General features: G+C 69.1%; 12 protein-coding genes. 6 read left to right on the top strand and 6 right to left on the bottom strand.

Annotated elements, in window-relative coordinates; all coding sequences use genetic code 11:
• Nucleotides 1-35: 35 nt before the first annotated feature.
• Nucleotides 36-638 (top strand): MmpS family transport accessory protein, encoded by a 603-nt coding sequence (locus IEZ09_RS14650; RefSeq protein WP_229812561.1) that lies wholly within the window; start codon nt 36-38, stop codon nt 636-638.
• 3 nt (nt 639-641) lie between these two features.
• Here IEZ09_RS14650 and IEZ09_RS14645 read toward each other — a convergent pair whose 3' ends face one another.
• From IEZ09_RS14645 to IEZ09_RS14630, 4 genes are all read right to left on the bottom strand, one after another.
• Nucleotides 642-3,608 carry an AfsR/SARP family transcriptional regulator gene (locus IEZ09_RS14645; RefSeq protein ID WP_189254226.1) on the bottom strand — a complete coding sequence of 989 codons (2,967 nt, stop codon included), beginning with the start codon at nt 3,606-3,608 and terminating at the stop codon, nt 642-644.
• A 78-nt stretch (nt 3,609-3,686) separates the two neighbouring features.
• Complete coding sequence (locus IEZ09_RS14640) at nt 3,687-5,183, bottom strand: tripartite tricarboxylate transporter permease (RefSeq protein WP_189254225.1); 1,497 nt, start codon at nt 5,181-5,183, stop codon at nt 3,687-3,689.
• The gene (locus IEZ09_RS14635) at nt 5,176-5,679 is read right to left on the bottom strand and encodes a tripartite tricarboxylate transporter TctB family protein (protein WP_189254224.1); all 504 of its coding nucleotides are present in this window, start codon (nt 5,677-5,679) and stop codon (nt 5,176-5,178) included. The genes IEZ09_RS14640 and IEZ09_RS14635 overlap by 8 nt, the downstream gene beginning before the upstream one ends.
• Entirely contained in the window at nt 5,676-6,656 is a 981-nt protein-coding gene (locus tag IEZ09_RS14630) for a Bug family tripartite tricarboxylate transporter substrate binding protein (RefSeq protein WP_189254223.1), read from the bottom strand. Before IEZ09_RS14630 ends, IEZ09_RS14635 begins: the two co-directional genes overlap by 4 nt.
• Before the next feature lie 144 nt (nt 6,657-6,800).
• On the opposite strand from IEZ09_RS14630, the gene IEZ09_RS14625 reads away from it, so the two are divergent.
• A complete protein-coding gene (locus IEZ09_RS14625; protein WP_229812560.1) occupies nt 6,801-8,360 on the top strand; it encodes an ATP-binding protein in 1,560 nt (519 codons plus the stop codon).
• The gene (locus tag IEZ09_RS14620) at nt 8,357-9,028 is read left to right on the top strand and encodes a response regulator (protein WP_189254221.1); all 672 of its coding nucleotides are present in this window, start codon (nt 8,357-8,359) and stop codon (nt 9,026-9,028) included. The genes IEZ09_RS14625 and IEZ09_RS14620 overlap by 4 nt, the downstream gene beginning before the upstream one ends.
• Here the strand turns inward: IEZ09_RS14620 and IEZ09_RS14615 are convergent.
• Together IEZ09_RS14615 and IEZ09_RS14610 are read right to left on the bottom strand one after the other, a co-directional pair.
• The gene (locus IEZ09_RS14615; RefSeq protein WP_189254220.1) at nt 9,013-10,155 is read right to left on the bottom strand and encodes an FAD-dependent oxidoreductase; all 1,143 of its coding nucleotides are present in this window, start codon (nt 10,153-10,155) and stop codon (nt 9,013-9,015) included. The two genes, IEZ09_RS14620 and IEZ09_RS14615, sit on opposite strands and share 16 nt — an antisense overlap.
• Nucleotides 10,152-10,766, bottom strand: a complete 615-nt coding sequence (locus tag IEZ09_RS14610) for a PadR family transcriptional regulator (protein ID WP_189254219.1) — start codon at nt 10,764-10,766, stop codon at nt 10,152-10,154. Before IEZ09_RS14610 ends, IEZ09_RS14615 begins: the two co-directional genes overlap by 4 nt.
• A gap of 122 nt (nt 10,767-10,888) precedes the next feature.
• Between IEZ09_RS14610 and IEZ09_RS14605 the strand changes: the two genes are divergently transcribed.
• From IEZ09_RS14605 to IEZ09_RS14595, 3 genes are all read left to right on the top strand, one after another.
• Nucleotides 10,889-13,213, top strand: coding sequence for a chitinase C-terminal domain-containing protein (locus IEZ09_RS14605; RefSeq protein ID WP_189254218.1), 2,325 nt, complete (start codon nt 10,889-10,891; stop codon nt 13,211-13,213).
• A gap of 281 nt (nt 13,214-13,494) precedes the next feature.
• Nucleotides 13,495-14,076 carry a DUF4232 domain-containing protein gene (locus IEZ09_RS14600; RefSeq protein ID WP_189254217.1) on the top strand — a complete coding sequence of 194 codons (582 nt, stop codon included), beginning with the start codon at nt 13,495-13,497 and terminating at the stop codon, nt 14,074-14,076.
• Entirely contained in the window at nt 14,076-14,549 is a 474-nt protein-coding gene (locus IEZ09_RS14595; RefSeq protein ID WP_189254216.1) for a GNAT family N-acetyltransferase, read from the top strand. Before IEZ09_RS14600 ends, IEZ09_RS14595 begins: the two co-directional genes overlap by 1 nt.
• Nucleotides 14,550-14,590 lie beyond the last annotated feature (41 nt).

Here is a 14,590-nt window from a genome sequence, read left to right as displayed (position 1 = left end):
GGGTCATTCGCATTTGTCAGTTGAAAGGAACACCCGTGTCCCAGCAGACCTACCAGCCGCCCGTGCCGCCGCACAACGCCGTGCAGCAGCAGCCCCGCAACGGCTTGGGCATCACCGGGTTCGTGCTCGGCTTGACAGGTCTGGTGTTTTCGCCGATCCCGTTCGTCGGGATGATCGCCTGGCCGTTGGTCGTCCTCGGCCTGATCTTCTCCATCGTCGGTGTCGTCCGCGTGAAGAAGGGCAAGGCCACCAACAAGTGGCTTTCGATCATCGGCATCATCACCTCAGTCGTGGGCCTCGTCGTCTGCGTCGTGTGGGTCGCCGTGATCGGCTCCGCGGTCAACGAGGTCAACGAGGAGGTCAACAAGGTCGCCAAGGTGAAGTACGAGGTGACCGGTGACGCCAAGAACGTCGACGTGACCTACGGCGAGACACTCAACCCCAAGGAAGAGACCGCGGCGACGCTGCCGTGGTCGAAGGAGACCGAGAACAAGGGTCTGGTCAAGGGCGGCATGCTCACCGTGACCGCGGGCGAGGACGGTGGCACGGTGACGTGCAAGATCACCGTCGACGGCCAGGTCGTGTCGACGAAGACGGACAAGGGTCCGTTCGCGTCGGTGGTCTGCACCGGAGTCTGACGCTCAGTCCTCAGTGGACAGTGCGAGCAGTGCGCCCAGCTTGACGCTCGTGACGAGGTCCGGCCGGTCAGCCAACCGGTCGGCCTCGGCGCGTGCGCCGGCACCGCAAGAACCGGTGGCGTCGAGCGCGTCGGCGAGGAGGTGCAACGTGATGGTCTGCTCCGAGTCGACGGCCAGCTCCCGGAACACCTCGAGGCTGTCCCGCAACGCGGAAACCGCCTCCTGGGTGCCGATCCGGGCGGCGGCGAGGCCGCGGGCGGTCGCCGCCACCAGTGGCCGCTCGTCGATGTCGCTGGCGAGCTGCCCGCTCTCCTCGAAGCACCGCACGGCGCCGTCGCGGTGCCCGAGCCTGGCTTCGACCAACCCGAGGTCGTACAACGTGTTGGCCAGCGCGGACCGTTCGCCGAGGGCGCGGAAGAGCGTCACCGCGTCCGTTCCCGCGGTGCGGGCGCCGGAGAGCTCACCGGTCAGCAGCCGGACCCAGGCCACCTCGCTCAGTGCGAGCGCGATCTGCCGGTCCTCGTTCAGCTCGCGTGCCAGCGCCAGTGCCCGCTCACTGTGTGCCAGCGCTTCGGTCAGCCGGCCGAGCCTGCCCAGCGTGATCGAGGCCGACCGGCGGGCGGCGGCTTCGCCGAAACCGTCACCCTCGGCGCGGAACAGCTCGATCGCGCGCTCGGCGTCGGGCAGTGACCGTTCAGCTTCTCCCGTCAGCGCGAGGAAGTGGGCGTAGTTGCTCAACGCGCAGGCCAGCGCGTGCAGGTCACCCAGCCGTTCGAACTCCTTGCAGCACCGCTCGAACCGGACGGCGACCTGGTCGTGGTGGCCGCGATGCGCGTCGATCAGGGTGAGCACGAACTCGGCCCTGGCAGCCGTGCGCTCGTCGGAGCCGCGCAGGACTTCGTGCAGCGTGCGCATTTCCGCCCACTCGCTCCTGCTCCACAGCTTCACGTCGAGGCGTTCGGCGAGCAGCGCGGCCTCGCGGTGCCAGCCGCGGGCGCAGGCCATCCGCACGAGGTGGATCAGGTTCGACTGCTCGGCGGTGAACCACGCGACCGGGTCGTCGATCAGGTCGTGCACCCCAACCGCCGGTGCGGCGACGACGTCGTTCAGCCTGGACAGCGTGAACGTCCGCGGCATCCGCCTGGCAGCCGCGTCGGCGAACGCCAGCGCGGCGTCGACCACGCGGCGGCAGGCGCCCAGCCGGTCGGACTCGGTGTCCTCGGTCTCGGCGCGCTCGGCGCCGAACACGCGCAGCAGGTCGTGCATGCGGTAGCGGGGCTCCCCGGCCGCGTCGGAGCCGGCCGGGTCGAGCAGGCTGGCTTCCACGAGCTCCTCGAGCACGCCGTCCGCGTCCGCGGCGTCCAGCAGGACTGCGACCACCCAGCCGGGCACGCTGTGCGGGCCCAGCAGGCTCATCCGGCGGAACGCCTTGCGCCCCAACGGGGTCAGCGCGTCGTAGCTTACCGCCAGGCTCGCCCTGACCTGCAGGTCGCTGATCGCGAGCTCGTCCAGCCGGTGCCGTTCGTCGCCCAGCCGCCTGGCCAGGTACCGCAGGCTGAGCTGCGGCCTGGTGGCGAGCCGGGTGGCCGCGATCCGCAACGCCAGGGGCAGGTTGCCGCACATCGCCGCCACCCGGCTCGCCGCGACCGGTTCCGCGCCGACGCGCGCGGGCCCGGCCACCCGTTCCAGGAAGTGCCGCGCTTCGTCGTCGGTGAACGGCAGCACCGCAAACCGCTGCACCCCGGCCAGGCCGCTCAGCCTGGTCCGGCTGCTCACCAGGACCGCGCAGCCGGGCGTGCCGGGCAGCAGCGGCCGCACCTGGTGCGGGCTCGCGGCGTCGTCGAGCACGACGAGCACCCGGCGGTCGGCCAGCCGGGCGCGGAACAGCGCGGCGCGTTCCTCCGGGTCGTCGGGGATCGACGCCCCGGACGCCCCGGTCGCGCGCAGCAGCCCGGCGAGCGTGTCGTGCGCCTGCTTGGGTTCGCGCGTGGCGCCGGTGAGACGGGTGAACAACTGCCCGTCGGGGAACTCGCTGCGCAGCTGGTGGGCGACGCGCATGGCGAGAGCGGTCTTCCCCACGCCCGGCTTGCCGGTCAGCACGACGACGGGAACGGTGGAAGTGCTGGCGCGCAAGACGTTCGTGAGTTCGTCGAGCATCGGTGCCCGGCCGGAGAAGTCGGCGACGTCCGGCGGCAGCTGGCAGATCGGGAACCCGGTGCGCAGCGCCGCCGAGAGGCGTGGTGGCTCACCGCGCAGGATCTTCTCGTGCAGCTGCCGCAGTTCGGGGCCCGGCTCGACGCCGAGCGCGTCGACCAGGGTGGCTCGTGCCGTCCGGTAGACCGCGAGCGCGTCGGCCTGCCTGCCCGCCTCGCACAGCGCGGTCATCAGCTGGCCGCACAACCGTTCCCTGGTCGGATGTTCGGCGACCGCCGCCTGCAGTTCGCCGACCAGCTCACCACCACGCCCGGTCGCGAGCTCGGCGGCGAAGCACTCCTCGACGAGGTTCAGCCTGGTCGCCTCCAGCTCGGTGATCTCCGCTTCCAGCCCCGGCACGCTGAGGTCGGGCAACGGCCGGTCCCGCCACTGCGCCAGCGCGGCGCGGAAGTGCTCGGCCGCCGCGGCCGGATCGCCGCCGCGGACGGCCAGCCTGCCTGCCTCCGCTTCACGGCGGAACCGCAGCAGGTCCAGCGCGTCCGGGGGCAGGTACAGGCAGAACTGGCCGTCGAAATGGTCGATTCGCACGCCGTCGAGCCGGTCCCGCAGCCGGGAGATGTAAGTGTGCAAATTGGACAGATGCGATTTCGGCGGTGCGCCGTCCCACACCGTGTCGACCAGGCGGCCGACCGAGATCGGGTTTCCGGCGTGGAAGAGCAGAACCGCGAGGAGGGTGCGTAGCCTGGCACCGCCGACCGTGATGGGCACACCGTCGCTGGTGGTCACGGTCAACGGGCCGAGCACTCCGAATTTCACCGCCGAGACCTTAGGGCAGGCCTCGGTGCCTGGTAACCATTTCCACGGTGTTCCAGAGATTAATTCACTTGATCTGATCTACACCAATGACTCGACCTTCTTCTGGCGCAACCGAACCACGACCGCCACCGCCAGCAACACGACGAGCACGCCGTAGGCGACCGCCGCGAACGGGCTCGTCACCAACGCGCTGAGCGAGCCTTCGCTGATCTGCAGCGTGCGCCGGACCTGTTCCTCCGCCATCGGCCCGAGAATCAGCCCGACCACGAGCGGCGCGACCGGATAACCGTGCCGCCGCATGAAGAACCCGGCCACACCGATCACCAGCAACACGATCAGGTCGTCCACGACGAAGTTCACGGCGTAGGTGCCCAGCGCCGCGAACAGCAGGATGCCCGCGTACAGGTACGGCCGCGGAATCTGCAGCACCTTCACCCACATCTTCACCAGCGGCAGGTTCAGCACGAGCAGCATCACGTTGCCGATGTAGAGCGACGCGATCAGCGCCCACACCATCGCCGAGTTGTTGGTGAACAGCAACGGTCCCGGCTGGATGCCGTAGCTCTGGAACGCCGCCACGATCACCGCGGCGGTCGCCGACGTCGGCAGGCCCAGCGTCAGCAACGGCACCAGAACGCCTGCCGCGGCAGCGTTGTTGGCCGCCTCAGGACCCGCCACGCCCTCGATGGCCCCGTGCCCGAACTCCTCCGGCCGCTTCGACAGCTTCTTCTCGGCCGCGTAGGACAGGAACGTCGACACGTCCGCGCCACCGGCCGGCACGGTGCCGATCGGGAACCCGATGAACGTGCCGCGCAGCCACGGTTTCCAAGAGCGCGCCCAGAACGAGCGGGTCATCCACCTGCCACCGACGGGGATCACCTCGATCGGCCCGTGCCGCAGCCGTGACGCCACGTACAGCGCCTCGCCGACCGCGAACACACCGACCGCCACCACGACCACGTCGATGCCGTCGGCCAGCGTGGAGACCCCGAGCGTGAACCGCTGCTGTCCCGACAGGGTGTCCGTGCCGATCAGGCCGATGAAGAGCCCGAGGCCCAACGAGGCCAAGCCGCGCACGGGCGACGACCCGAGCAGTGCCGCGACGGTCGTGAACGCGACCACCATCAGCGCCACGTAGTCGGCAGGACCCAGGGTCACGGCGATGTCGGCGATCGCCGGCGCCAGCAGCGTCAGCAACACGGTGGCGATCGTGCCCGCCACGAACGACCCGATCGCCGCCGTCGCGAGTGCCGCCGCGCCTCGTCCGGCGCGCGCCATCTTGTTGCCTTCCAAGGCTGTCACGATCGACGCCGACTCACCCGGCGTGTTCAGCAGGATCGACGTCGTCGACCCGCCGTACATGCCGCCGTAGTAGATGCCCGCGAAGATGATCAGCGCCGCCGTGGGATCGAGCGAGTACGTCAACGGCAGCAGCAACGCCACCGTCATCGCCGGTCCGATGCCCGGCAGCACGCCGACGGCCGTGCCGAGCGTGACGCCCAGCAGCGCGTACAGCAGGTAGGCGGGCTGCGCGGCGGTGGCGAAACCCTCCAGCAGAGCGGTGATGCTATCCATCGAGGAACGGCACCCCTTCGAAGATCCCGGCGGGCAGCGACAGGCCCAGACCCCACGCGAACACCACCTGCACGACCAGCGCCAGCACCACCGCGATCGGCAGCGCACGCCACCACACCGCGCCGAGCGTCCACGCCGCCCCGAAGAACAGCACGGCCGCCGCGACCGGCCAGCCGACCAGGCCGATCAGCACCAGGTGTGCCACCAGCACGGCCACCAGCTTGCCCACGGTGACCCAGTCGGTGCGGACGCCGGAGTCGACGTCCTCGCCCTCCTCCGCCTGGCCGAGCCTGCCGCGGGCGGTGGCGACGATCGCCGCCACCCCCGTCACGACGAGCAGAGCCCCTACGGCGTAAGGAAAAGCACGCGGCCCGACCGCGTTGTCCGCACGCGCGGCGATCGTGGTCGCGTCGACGAGGGTGAAGATCCCGATCGCCGCGACCAGACCGCCGAACGCGTACTCTTCGACCTTCTCGGAGGTTTTTCCCGAGATCACTTCACGAGCCCGATGTTCTGCAGCGCGGGACGGATGCGGCCGATCTCCTTGTTGAGGAACGTGGAGAACTCGCTGCCGGTCAGGAACGTGTCGGTCCAGCCCTTCTTCGTGAGCTCGGCCTTCCACTGCTCGCTCGCGTGCATGTCGGTCACGAGCTTGGTGAGCCGGTTCTTGGCCTCCGGCGAGATCCCGCCCGGTGCCACGACCCCGCGCCAGTTCGTGAGCTCGACACCGAGGTTCTGCTCCTTGAAGGTCGGCACCTTCAGCGTCTGGTCCTGGTTGGGCCCGGACGTGCCGAGCGCGCGCAGCTTGCCCGCCTTGATCTGCTCGCGGTACTCGCCGATGCCGGAGATGCCTGCGTCGACCTTCTTGCCCAGCAACGCGGCCAGCGACTCGCCACCGCCCGAGTACGGCACGTAGTTCAGCTTGGCCGGGTCGATGTCCTTCGCCTTCAGCAACATCCCGGCGAGGATGTGGTCGGTGCCGCCGGCCGAGCCGCCGGTGATCGACACGCCCTTGCCCTTCTCCTGCACGGCGGCCAGGAGTTCTTCCGTCGTCTTGTACGGCGAGTCCGCCGGCACGACGAGCACCTCGTCCTCGGCGGTCAGCCGGGCGATGGGCGTCGTCTCCTCCAGCCGTGCCTTCGAGGAGTTCGTCTCGACCGCGCCGACCATGACCAGGCCGGTGATCATCAGGTACGAGTCGGACTTCTCGTTGGACAGCTTCTGCAGGCCGACCGTGCCTCCCGCGCCGCCGACGTTGCTGACCTGGACGGATCCGGCCAGCTTCGCTCCGGACACCGCCGCCTGCATGGCGCGCGCGGTCTGGTCCCAGCCGCCGCCGGGGTCGGCAGGAGCCATGATCTCCAGCTTGCCGATGGTGTCACCACCGCCGGAGCTCTTCGCCGCCTGACCGCATCCCGCGAGCACCAGTCCGACCGCGGCGACCGCTGCCGCACGTCTCCAGCCTGCACTCATCGAGCCCACTCCTCAGCTTCGTTGCCGGTGTTGGGCGGGAACGGTAGGTAGCGGCGCGGTGAGAAGCCGAGCATCGGTCGTAAAAGACGTATTGGTCGTTTTGTTCGTGACCTGTTTCACAGGGATTGAGCAAGAATGCACTCCATGTTTCGCCGGTCCGTCTCGCTGGGCGTGTCGCTGCTGGTGTTGCAGGTGGTCATCGTGCTGATGACGACCTGTGCCGCCGGGCTGCTCGCGGCCAAGTTGCAGAGCGATCGGATCCGCGAGGCGTACAAGGACCGGATGCTGTCGGTCGCGGAGAGCGTGGCCCAGCTGCCCACGGTCGTGCAGGCCTTCGACTCGCCGGACCCGGCCGCGATCATCCAGCCGTTGGCGGAACTCATCCGCAAGGCGTCACAGGTGACGTACGTCGTCGTCACCGACCGCAACGGCGTCCGGTACGCGCACCCCGATCCCAGCCGCATCGGCGAGCGCGTCTCGACCGACCCGACCGCCGCGCTGTCCGGCGAGGTGTTCGTCGGCACCGAGACCGGCACGCTCGGCACGTCGTTGCGGGCGAAGGTGCCGGTGCGGGCGGCCGACGGGCGGATCATCGGCATGGCCTCGGTGGGCATCCTGGAGAGCCAGCTGTCCGACGACCTGGCGGAGGACCTGCCGGAGCTGATCGGCTGGCTGGCCGCCGCCGCGCTGGTCGGGGTGCTCGGGGCGGCCCTGATCACGCAACTGGTCCGGCGCCGCACGTTCCGGCTCGAACCCGCCGAGATCGCGCAGCTGCTGGAAACCAGGGACGCCATGCTGCACGGCATCCGCGAAGGCGTGGTCGCCGTTGACGATCAGGAGAAGCTGGCGCTGGTCAACGACGAGGCGATGCGCCTGCTGGGGTTGACCGGCGATCCGAGCGGACAGCCGGCGGCGGAGGTTCTCGACGACGGACTGCTGGGCCTGGCGCGCGGCGACGACGACGTGGCGGACCGGCTCGTCCTTGCGGGAGAACGGGTCCTGGTCGCGAACAGGATGACGGCGAAGACACACGGCCGTGCCGTCGGTGTCGTGCTGACGTTGCGCGACCGCACCGAACTGCACGACGCGTTGCGCGAGCTGGACGGCCAGCGCACCGTCACCGAGGTGTTGCGCGCGCAGGCCCACGAGTTCTCGAACCACCTGCACGTCATCGGCGGGTTGCTGGAGCTGGACCGGCCGGCCGACGCCGTCGCCTACATCGAACGCGTCGGCGGAGCGGGTTCGATCACCGCGGACATCATCGACGGCGCGAACGCGGACCCGGCGCTGGCGGCCTTGCTGCTCGCGAAGTCCTCGACCGCGCACGAGCGCGGTGTGGAGCTGCGGCTGGATCCGGAGAGCGCGGTCGACATCCGCGCGGGCGACGACGCGCTGACCGTGCTGGGCAACCTCGTGGACAACGCGGTGGACGCCGTGGAGACCGGTGGCATCGTGCGCGTGCTGGTCCGCTCGTCCGATCGAGGCGTGCGGATGGTCGTGGACGACGACGGGCCGGGAGTGGCGGAGTCGCAACGCGGCCGGATCTTCGACCTGGGCGTCAGTTCCAAGGACGCCGACCGGGGGATAGGACTCGCATTGGTGTCGAGGGTGGTCACCCGGCGCAGCGGCCGGGTGGCGATCACCGACTCGGAGCTCGGCGGCGCGTCGTTCGACGTGTGGCTGCCGGAAACGGGGAACCGATGAGCGTGCGGACCCTGGTCGTCGACGACGACTTCGCCGTGGCGGCGATCCACCGCGGCTTCCTGGAGGCCCTGCCCGAGTTCGAGGTCGTCGGGGAGGCGCACCGCGGCGGCGAGGCGTTGCGGGCGGTGGAGGCGTTGCGGCCCGATCTCGTGCTGCTCGACATCCACCTCCCGGACATGTCGGGACTGGAGGTGCTCGCCCGGTTGCGCGCTCGCAGCGGCCCGCCGGTCGACGTCATCGCGGTCACGGCCGCGCGGGAACGGGAAACCGTGCGGCAGGCCATGTCCAGGGGAGTGGACAACTACCTCGTGAAACCGTTCACCCGCACGGCCTTCCTCGACCGGATGCGGGAGTACCTCGCCCAGCGCATCGAGGTGCAGCGGCTCGGGCAGGTGCTGGACCAGGACGAGGTCGACCAGCTGCTGCACAACCGCCCGCGCACGCCGTCGATGCCCAAGGGGCTGTCGGCGGTGACGCTGCGCCTCGTCACGGATGCGTTGCGGGACAGCGAGAACGACCTCTCGGCGCAGGAGGTCGGCGAACGGGCCGGGTTGTCGCGCGTGAGTGCGCGCCGTTACCTGGAGCACCTCGTGACGATCGGCAAGGCCGAGGTCCAACCGAGGTACGGCATGGCGAACCGGCCCGCGCACGGCTACCGGCTGACCTGAGCGTCCCAGTCGATGCGGTAGTTCTGGTCCCTCGTGAACGCCCGCTGCCCCACCGTCTTCATCACCAACGGCATCAGCAGCCGGGTGATTGGGCCGATGCCGCGCTTGTTGCTGTTGGTGCGGGCCGCGCGGGCCGCGATCGCTTCCACCCGTGGGCGGCGCAGGCGCTCGTAGGTGGCGAAAGCCGTTGGGACGTCCCGGATGTCGCGCAGGCACCTGGCCAGTTGCACGGCGGACTCAGCCGCGAGTGAGGCGCCCTGGCCGGAGCTGGCGCTGGGCGCGTGGGCCGAGTCGCCGACGAGCACCATGCGGTCGCGGTGCCAGCGCGGGACGCTCGGCATGATCTCCAGCGGCAGGCCGCCGATCACCGTTTCGCTGTGCGCCAGCAGTTGTTTCGCCGGCATGTCGTCCCCGTAGGCCTCGCGCAGCCGTGCCATCCAGGTGCTGCTCGGGACGGCGGCGATCTCGGCAGCCGTCATCGGTTCCGCGACGGCGAGGTTGTTGAACCAGGCGATGGTGCCGTCCGGCTGGGCCCAGTAGCCGAGGAACGAGCTGCCGAAGACGAAGTACATCGTCTCCGGATCGCACCGCACGCCGCTGTTCACGGCGTGCGAACCGAATCCCAGCAGGCCGACGTACTCGGGGCCGGGCGCGGCCGGGTCGATGATCGTGCGGACCGTCGAGCGGATGCCGTCGGCACCCACCAGCAGATCGCCCGATTCGGTGCTGCCGTCGGAAAACGTCGCGACGACACCGTCCTCGCGGGTCTGCACGTCCACCAGGCGCTTGCCGTGCTCGACCTTGATCTGTTGTGCCGTCGCGAGATCACGCAGGCGGCGGTACAGATCGGCCCGCCACACCACCCGGCTTGGCTCACCCTCGACGCTGCCGAGCACACGGCCTCTGTTGTCCGCCATGACCATGCGGCGAACCGGCTCGCCGAAATCGGAGTCCAACCCGACGATCCGCAACGCCGCCAGGCCGTTGGGCGCCACGCTGAGGACCCCGCCGACGTCGTCCGCGGTGCCGTCGTACGCCTCGAACACGACCGAGTCGATGCCCGCCTTGCGCAGAGCGAGTGCCGTCGCAGGTCCCGCGATCCCGCCCCCGATGACCAACGCCTTCATCGTTCCCTCCCGAAGATCTCGTGCCACTTGTCCTGGTACTCGGTTTTCGCCAGTTCCCCCGTGAGCTTCTCGACCAGCCGGAGTTCGGCCTCCAGCAACGAGATCCGGTACTCCTCCTCGACGAGGAAGATCCACTCGACCCCGTCGCCGGTCGCCTGACCGACCATCGCGCGCGTGTTCTCGATGTCCTTCGCGAGTGCTGCGGAGCGGGCGCGGAGCAACTCCACGGCCTCCGCCGGATCCAGCACCGAGATCAACGACAGCGCCACGCCGAACTGCGGGTACTCGTGCACCGGGTCGCGGACGAGCTCGCGCATCCAGTCGTACAGCTCGGCACGGCCTTCGTCGGTCAGCGCGTAGATCGTGCGTTCGGGCCGCTGGGTGTCCTTGACGGTCTCCTGCTCGGCGACGAATCCGGCCTTCCGCAGCTGCTCGACGACCATGTAGAGCGAGCCGCGGTTGAACTTGATGTTGCGGTCCTTGCCCGTCTCCTTGAGCTGTTTGCCCAGTTCGTACGGGTGCTGCGGACCCAGCACGAGGTGGGCCAGCACGGCCAGGGCCAGCGGGTTCGACACCTTGCGGCGCAACTCGACCTCCTTGGTTGAAGTCAACTATCCGACTCTGACTAGTCGATGTCAACTATAAGCTTGATTGGTCTATACCTCGTATTGACCGGGACGTGTCCCGGTTCCATGCTTGATGCCACAGGCCGCCTCCCTGCAGGAGGTTCGGCATGCGCAGATTCTCCGGAAAGATCCTCCCCCTGCTGGCGGCCCTCGTGACCATCGCGGGCCTCGTCGCGCTCGTCGATCCGGCACCGTCGCAGGCCGCCGGGCACGAGGACTGCCGCCCGGACGGCCTCTACCGCACGCCCGGCGTCGACACCCCGTACTGCACCGCCTACGACACCGCCGGCCGTGAACTGCTGGGGGCCGGTCACTCCCGCCGGGTGATCGGGTACTTCACCAGCTGGCGCACGGGGAAGAACGGCGCGCCCGCGTACCTCGCGAGCAACATCCCGTGGAGCAAGGTCACGCACCTCAACTACGCGTTCGCGCACATCGGTACGGACAATCGGATCTCCGTCGGGCCCGCGGGCGCGAACAACGCGTCGACCGGCATGGAGTGGCCGGGGGTGCCGGGTGCGGAGATGGATCCGTCGTTGTCCTACAAGGGACACTTCAACCTGCTGACCAAGTACAAGAAGCAGAACCCGGCCGTGAAGACGCTGATCTCGATCGGTGGCTGGGCCGAGTCGGGCGGGATCCTCAACCCGGACGGGTCGCGCACCGCCACTGGTGGGTTCTACAAGCTCGCCCAGTCGCAGGCGTCGATCGACACGTTCGCCGACTCGGTCGTGGCCTTCCTGCGGCAGTACGGGTTCAACGGCGCGGACATCGACTACGAGTACGCGACCTCGAACAACTACGCCGGAAACCCCGACGACTTCTGGATCTCCAACGCCAACCGCGGCACGTTGTGGACCGGCTACGAGAACCTGATGCGGACGTTGCGCGACAAGCTCGACCGGGCCGGTGCCGCCGACGGCAGGCACTACCTGCTCACGGCAGCGGTTCCGGCGTCCGGATGGTTGTTGCGCGGCCAGGAGGTCTACGGCGTCACGCGATACCTCGACTACGTGAACATCATGAGCTACGACCTGCACGGCGCGTGGAACCACTTCGTGGGCCCGAACGCCGCGTTGTACGACAACGGCCAGGACGCCGAGCTGGCGCACTGGCAGGTGTACACGACACCGCAGTACGACGGGCAGGGCTACCTCAACACCGACTGGGCCTACCACTACTTCCGCGGCGCGATGCCGCCCGGCCGCATCAACATCGGCGTCGGCTTCTACACCCGCGGCTGGCGAGGCGTCACCGGTGGCACGAACGGGTTGTGGGGCCGCGCGGCCCTGCCGGACCAGGCGAAGTGCCCGCCCGGCACCGGCTCGTCCGTCGGCTCGACCGTCCCTTGTGGAAACGGTGCGATCGGGATCGACAACCTGTGGCACGACGAGCTGAACGGCATGGAGGTGCCGTCGGGCGTGAACCCCATGTGGCACGCCATGAACCTGCAGAACGGCATCACACCGGACTACCTCACCAAGTACGGCCTCGACCCGGTCAACGACCCGGACGACCGGCTCACCGGAACCTACACCCGCAACTACAACAGCACGATGGTGACACCGTGGCTGTGGAACAGCTCCAAGGGCGTGTTCCTGTCCACTGAGGACGATGTGTCGATCGCGGCCAAGGCGAGCTACGTGGCGAGCAAGGGCATCGGCGGCATCATGATCTGGGAGCTGGCGGGTGACTACGCCTACGACAGCGCCAAGAGCCAGTATTACATCGGCGACACGCTGCTGTCGAAGATCAATGACGGTTTGCGAGGCGCGGCACCTTACGGCGCGTCGAAGGCTGGTCGCACGATGCCGTCCACCGTTCTGAACGTCAGCGTGAGCGTGAGCGGGTTCGCGTTGGGCGACAACAACTACCCGATCAACCCGACGATGCGCATCACCAACGGCTCCACCACGACGATCCCCGGTGGCACGCGCATCGAGTTCGACTACGGCACCAGCGCGCCGGGCAGCATGACCGACCAGTCCGGCTTCGGGCTCTCCGTCGCGACGAGAGGCCACAGCGGCTCCAACGCCGGTGGCCTGCGCGGCGACTTCCAGCACGTCGTCGTGACGTTGCCGAGCTGGCAGACCATCGCGCCGAACGCGTCGGTCGATCTCCGGCTGAACTACTACATGCCGATCGCCTCGCCATCGAACTTCACGTTCACCTTCGGCGGCACCAGTTACGTCATCGCCGGAGACCTCCCACGTGGTGGTGGCACTCCGCCGACGACGACTACTTCGACCACAACCACTACAACCACAACTACTACGTCCAACCCAGGTGGCAGTGCCTGGGCGCCCAACACCTACTACGCCACGGGCGCGCAGGTGACGTACGGCGGAGCGACCTACCGCTGCCGTCAGGCGCACACCTCGCTGACCGGCTGGGAACCGCCGAACGTCCCGGCGCTGTGGGAACGCGTCTGATCCGTTCCGTTCTTCGGGTTGTCTGCACGGCTCAACCCGTCGCAGGGAGCGCCCCCTTGTCAGCCTCGGCCGGCAAGGGGGCGTTGTGCGTGAATCAACTTGGCCTGCGCACGGCATCGGCCGCACCGGTGCGCGTGACACAACGCGTTCGCCGTACTTGGCTTTCCCGCTCGTGATCGGCTCGCCAGTCTCAAGTTTGGTCGAGGTTGTGCCTGCCGCCGGACCGGACATCTCGTTCATTCCCAGAGGCGGGAATCCGCGCCTGTGGCATGATCGATCGCATGAGAACTGGGGGCAGGATTCTCGTGGTGCTGGCCGCGCTCGCCGGTCTGGCCGGGTGCGGCGCGCGTCCTGACGTGCGGCCGTTGCCGGAACCGGCCGGAGCACAGCCGGTCTCGCTGGCCACGCCGACGTCGGGCGAGCCGTCGTGTGCCACGGGGCTGCGGTTCATTTCGGGCTACACCGACGCGGCGATGGGCCTGCGCGTGATGTCCGTCGAGGTGGTCAACTGCGGCACGCAACCGGTCGAGCTGAACGGCTACCCGCAGGTCAAGCTGCTCGACGAGCACTGGCAGCCGCTGGCCGTCGAGATCATCAACGGCTCGGGCGGCATCGCCGTCGTCGGCGGGTTCGACGACGCGCCGCAGCCGATCGTGGTGCAGCCGGGGGAGAGCGCGAAGAGCGCGTTCATGTGGCGCAACACCTACACGTCGGACGAGCCGCCGCAGGTGGGCAGCCACGTCGACATCGCGGCCGCGCCGGGCGGTGCGGTGCAGTCGTTGCTGCCGGTTTCCCCGCAGAGGGACATCCACATCGACCTCGGCAGCACCGGCCGGATGGGCGTCAGGGCCTGGTACCGGTGATGGTGGAGCTGCGGCGCGCGACCCCGGCGGACGCTCCGGCGATCGCCGGGATCTGGTATTCCGGCTGGTGCGACGCGCACCTCGGCAACGTGCCGCAGCAGCTCGTCGACGCGCGGCCGGAGGAGTCGTTCGAGCCACGGGCGTTGGAGCACGTCCGGCACACCACCGTCGCGACCGTGAACGGTGAGGTGGCCGGGTTCGTGATGGTCGTCGGAGACGAGGTCGAGCAGGTCTACGTCTCCGCCTCCCACCGCGGATCCGGTGTCGCGTCCGCGCTTCTGCGGGCCGCCGAACAGGACGTCGCCGCTGGTGGGCACGCCGTCGCGTGGCTGGCGGTGGTGGCGGGGAACACGCGCGCCCGGCGGTTCTACGAACGCCAGGGCTGGACCGACGAGGGCCTGTTCGACCACCAGGCACCCCATCCGGACGGTCCCATCCCGGTGCCTGCCCACCGCTACACCAAGCCGGTGTGATCGTGTCCGCCGCGTTAATTCTTCCGGCGACGCGGCTTCGG

It is taken from the genome of Lentzea flava (assembly GCF_014648475.1).
In the GTDB taxonomy this organism is placed as follows: domain Bacteria; phylum Actinomycetota; class Actinomycetes; order Mycobacteriales; family Pseudonocardiaceae; genus Lentzea; species Lentzea flava.
The sequence above is the reverse complement of the archived record's forward strand: the minus strand, read 5'-3'. Positions and strand labels throughout refer to the sequence as shown.